Annotated in this window: 4 protein-coding genes and 1 pseudogene; 2 read left to right on the forward strand and 3 right to left on the reverse strand. The window is 59.5% G+C overall.

Going from position 1 to position 4,341, the window contains the following annotated elements:
- Window positions 1-299: 299 nt before the first annotated feature.
- Complete coding sequence (locus I8N66_RS36260) at window positions 300-1,097, reverse strand: DUF1194 domain-containing protein (protein WP_291165155.1); 798 nt, start codon at window positions 1,095-1,097, stop codon at window positions 300-302.
- A gap of 597 nt (window positions 1,098-1,694) precedes the next feature.
- Between I8N66_RS36260 and I8N66_RS36265 the strand changes: the two genes are divergently transcribed.
- Both I8N66_RS36265 and I8N66_RS36270 read left to right on the forward strand, forming a co-directional pair.
- The gene (locus I8N66_RS36265) at window positions 1,695-1,880 is read left to right on the forward strand and encodes a hypothetical protein (RefSeq protein WP_291165158.1); all 186 of its coding nucleotides are present in this window, start codon (window positions 1,695-1,697) and stop codon (window positions 1,878-1,880) included.
- A 15-nt stretch (window positions 1,881-1,895) separates the two neighbouring features.
- Complete coding sequence (locus I8N66_RS36270) at window positions 1,896-3,536, forward strand: caspase domain-containing protein (RefSeq protein WP_291165160.1); 1,641 nt, start codon at window positions 1,896-1,898, stop codon at window positions 3,534-3,536.
- A gap of 93 nt (window positions 3,537-3,629) precedes the next feature.
- Here I8N66_RS36270 and I8N66_RS36275 read toward each other — a convergent pair.
- Window positions 3,630-3,823, reverse strand: a pseudogene (locus I8N66_RS36275) (LysR family transcriptional regulator); the annotation flags it as partial.
- A gap of 47 nt (window positions 3,824-3,870) precedes the next feature.
- The coding region (locus tag I8N66_RS36280; protein WP_291165163.1) for a homocysteine S-methyltransferase family protein at window positions 3,871-4,341 on the reverse strand (471 nt) is incomplete at its 5' end.

Genomic DNA, 4,341 nt, shown 5'->3' on the forward strand with positions numbered 1-4,341 from the left:
GCAGGACGCTCTCAGCCAAGGGTTTCCTGGTCAGCCAGAGCAAACCTGCGATCAGGACGACCGCGCCTAAAGCATCCAACGACGTTCGCCTTTACCTACCTCGAGTCCCCTTTTTTCTGGCTTCTTACGCCATTAGCCAGACGAGAAGTGCGAGAACTATAGTCCCAGCGCCAACGACACGGAGCAAATAACTAGGAATGATCTGGTTCAGTAGACTAGGGGAACCAGGTTTCCCGTCAATGTAGTGAGTGGTGACGTCGCTCCCGGCGTAGGTAATGTTTTCAGAGCTGCCAATTCCCTCAATGCTGTATGAACAGGTTCCGGAATGCCGGTTCAACAGAGCCCGGATACTTCTCGCCGATCAAACAATCGACTGGCGGTGTCACGGCGGCTGGCTGGGGAGTCCAGCCAGGCGTTAGCCCGCTCACTTCGAGCAGCAGCTTCCGGCGGATTGCGTTCGCAAAGTCCTCCGCCTTGTGCACGGGAACCATGAACGAGCCGGGGCCGCCGATGACACAATCCGCGTAATATTGGTCGAGCGGAACGGTGGAATTGGTGGGCCTGATGAGTATAACCAAGCCATTGATCACGATCCCGCCCGCCAGGGCCTCATCGCGGGCGAGTGCGATCGGCAGTCCCGTGTTGTTGTGCCCGTCACCGGAAAGGTCGAGGATGCGGCGCCCTGCGAAATAAGCGTTGGTTTCGATCCATTTCGTGCCGAAGAGGATTGCGCTCGAGATCGAGGTGCCGTGTCGCGTGCCGATCGGGCGGGCTTCAAGCTTGGCGGCGAAGGCTTCGGCGTCCTTGGCGTCTTCGATTACCTGCCAGGCGACGACCGACGATTCATTCACCTGCCCGGCCCATTCAAAATAGCCGATGGCAATGCGTCCAAGATAACCGCTTTTGACGGCGTTGATGAAGTCCGGGTGTCGGAGTGCTTCCAGATAGCCGAGGCGTTGCACGCGCGCCTCCCCCATGTCCATCGAGCCCGATGTGTCGACCGCTAGCACGAGTTCCAAATCGACGTCCGGAGACGCTGCGGCGGCCCGCAACGGATATGCGACGAGAGCAAGGATCAGCACCAGGACGCGAAACATCGCGTAGCCCCCCAACGGTGTCCTTGCCGCAGGATACCACAAGGCGGCCGAACTGCATTAGTCAACGCTTAAATATTAAGGCCAAATGTGCTCCGCGCTTCCAGTGCTCACGGCGACATCGAGCCAGTGATCGTACTGCCCGGTTCGTTGCTGCTCGCAGGCTGGCGCGCGGCCGCAGGCCTCCCAATCCGCGAGTGGCTGAGTTTCATAGGTTAGGAGCGTTTGATTGAACGCGTCTCTCGGACGGCCTCGACCATCTCGAACGCGATAAAATCTGGATGGCCAATACGCAAATAGGCGATGGCGAGTTGCAGTGGGTCGGCAAACTCCGTTGTCTTCACCAGATCAACAGGGTCTTGGCTCCTACTCATCACGATAAAGATGAAACCTCTTATATTACGACAGGAAGGTAACACTTTCCCAGATCGGCTGCTCAACCTTGTCCTCAACAGCCGGCGTCTTGGCGCACGAAATCGCCTGCTCGGTTGACAGGGTGGGAGGCCAGTAACGGGTTCTAACCGGATCGGGCTACGCTTCAGTTTATTTTCAACTGCATTAGACTTTAGTAGAATGAAGGTATGCAGGGAGGAGGCAAGTATGGAACGCTTGGAAGCCGAAAAGCTCGAAACCGACGCTGCCACGAAGGTCTGGTCCGTCCATGATTTCTGCAAAAGGCACCGCCTTTGTATGGAGGAGGAACGCCGCCTCACAAGGCTGTTTGGAATGTTCGCAACAGCCCGCGAACTCCTGAACAACGCGCAGCGCACACCAAAGTGGCGGTAATACGGGCTCGCTCCCATGCGCTACCGTCGTGCGGCCGTTGTGCTTTCGCTTATTTTCCTAAGCTCTTACGCGTGGGCCGAAAAGCGCGTCGCGCTGGTCATTGGAAACTCGGCCTATCAGCATGCGCCGCAGCTTACCAATCCCCAGAATGACGCCAGCGACATGGCGTCGAAATTGACAGGACTGGGGTTCGTGGTGGTCACGGGCCGCGACCTCGACCTGACGGGATTGCGTCAGTCGATCCGCGAGTTCGTCGGCAAAGTCGAGGGCGCCGATGTGGCGCTCTTTTTCTATGCCGGTCACGGGCTTCAGGTAAACGGCGGCAACTACATGATCCCGGTCGACGCGCAGCTTCGCTCAAACAACGATTTGGATTTTGAAGCGTTGCCGGTCGAGCTTGTGCTGTCCGCTATGGAGCGCAATGCCAAGGTCAACTTGGTCTTCCTGGACGCATGCCGCGACAATCCACTTGCAGCGACATTGGCCCGTTCCATGGGAACCCGATCCACGGTCGTCGGCCGGGGGTTGGCGAAACTCGATACGGGCGTGGGTTCGCTGATTGCGTTCGCAACCCAGCCCGGAAACGTTGCCCTTGACGGAGCCGGCAGGAACTCCCCGTTCACGACGGCCTTGCTGAAACACCTCGGCACCCCCGGGCAAAGCATAACCGACGACCTGATTGCAGTGCGTCGCACCGTTCTGCAGGCCACTGATGGCAAACAGGTTCCCTGGGACAGCTCATCCCTGACAGGCCCCGTCGTCCTCAATCCATCGCCAGTTCCGGTCGCGACCACGAGCCCGGCGACGACGGACGCTACGGACAGAACCGTGGAGCTTGCCTACTGGAATTCCATCAAGGATTTGACCGCAAGCAGCTTCTTTGAAGCGTACCTCCAGGAATATCCAAATGGAGCGTTCGGGACGCTTGCGAGGTTGAAGATCGCAGCAATCGCGGAGCGCGAAAGGCAGACGGCGGAACAGGGGAAAAGGGATTCGAAACGCGCCGTAAACCCGGAAGACGACGCCGGCCAAACCGACGTCGCTGTGCTGGAACACGCCAACCCAATGGCCAAAGCATCAGGTTCGTCCGCCGGGCACATGACCACCGCCGACCTCACGCTTGCCACCCAAAGTCAATTGGCGCGGATTGGGTGCCTCAGCCAGATCGACGGCAAGTGGGGTGAGAGCAGTCGGGAGGCCCTGCAGGCCTATGCTGAGCGCAAGGGGCTCAAGCTGGCTTCGCTCGCCCCCACCGAAGAGCTTCTGAACGAGTTGAAAGCGATCGGCAACCGTGTCTGCCCACTCATCTGCGGCAAAGGTATGGAGGTCCGCGAAAACCGTTGTGTGGAGTCCGGTCTGAGTGCTTACGATGGCGCATGGTACTTAACACGGTACGCAAAGACAGACTGCGGCGACTGGCGCGAACTCTCAACACTCCTTTTCGTACGAAACGGCGTAGTATCGTCCAGCTCGGGCTTCTCAGGAAGCATCTCCAGCAACGGGTCCGTCAATATTGCCACCACCTTCGTCCATAAAGGGAGGAAAGGAGGCAACACTCTGACGGGAATGATAAAAGGAGACAAAGGGGCCGGCAGGTTCAAGGGGACTGGTGCAGGCCGCGGCTGTTCAGGAACCATCGCGCTAAAACGGATGTAGCGTAAATGATCGTTTCAGGTCCTCGGCCCGTTCATTGTGCCTGATGACTGCACCCCCACCGTGCCAGCGACCGGATCGACGCCCTGCAGGACAAAGCACGAAGTTGCGGTTCGGCAAATCCTTTGTCCATTCCGGCACAAAGCCGATGCCGAGGCCGGTCGAGATGAGCGACACCAACGAGAAAGTGTTGCCGGTCGGACCATGGGTCTCGAACACCTCGGAGAAATAGCGCTCGCAGAGAGGTTCTGGATTTTCTCACACCTCAGCGCTCCCATGTCGATCTCGCTGTGGAGCACAAGCGGGCCCGTTTTCTCTTCAATCCCTCACCCGGCGCTCAGACGCCCGCCGCGATTAGAGCCTTGATGTGCCGCATGTCCGAGCCGCAGCATCCGCCGACGACGCGCAGCTTGGGGAGCCGCCGTGCCATGTCGGCGCAAAGCGCGCCGAACTCCTGCGGGTCGCCGTCATCGAGCTCGGTGGCTTCGTCCAGTTCGGCATGGCTGCGACGCGAGGCGTTTGGCCGGACCATGCCAATCCGGTTCAGCCAGCGCGATGGCAGCTGCGCGCCGAAATGCTCGGGATGGGCGCAGTTGATCCCGTAGTAACGAACGTAGCCGCCGGTTGCGGCCTCGACCTCGCTTAGCGCTGAATCGAGGTCCTGCCCGGTCGGCAACCGCCCGTCGGTCTCAACCGTGAATGAGAGTGCGAAAGGCAGGCCAAGGTCGCGCGCCCGGTTGACCATGCCGATCGCCTCGCCTGGATGGGTGATGGTGAAGGCCGACGCGATGTCCACACCGTCCACGGC

It is taken from the genome of Ensifer sp. SSB1, assembly GCF_016652895.1.
GTDB lineage: Bacteria > Pseudomonadota > Alphaproteobacteria > Rhizobiales > Rhizobiaceae > Ensifer.

What these genes read in the sequence shown, in the direction of transcription:
- I8N66_RS36260 (WP_291165155.1), bottom strand. Translation starts at nt 1,097, where the DNA reads ATGTTTCGCGTCCTGGTGCTGATCCTTGCTCTCGTCGCATATCCGTTG.
- I8N66_RS36265 (WP_291165158.1), top strand. Translation starts at nt 1,695, where the DNA reads ATGGAACGCTTGGAAGCCGAAAAGCTCGAAACCGACGCTGCCACGAAG.
- I8N66_RS36270 (WP_291165160.1), top strand. Translation starts at nt 1,896, where the DNA reads ATGCGCTACCGTCGTGCGGCCGTTGTGCTTTCGCTTATTTTCCTAAGC.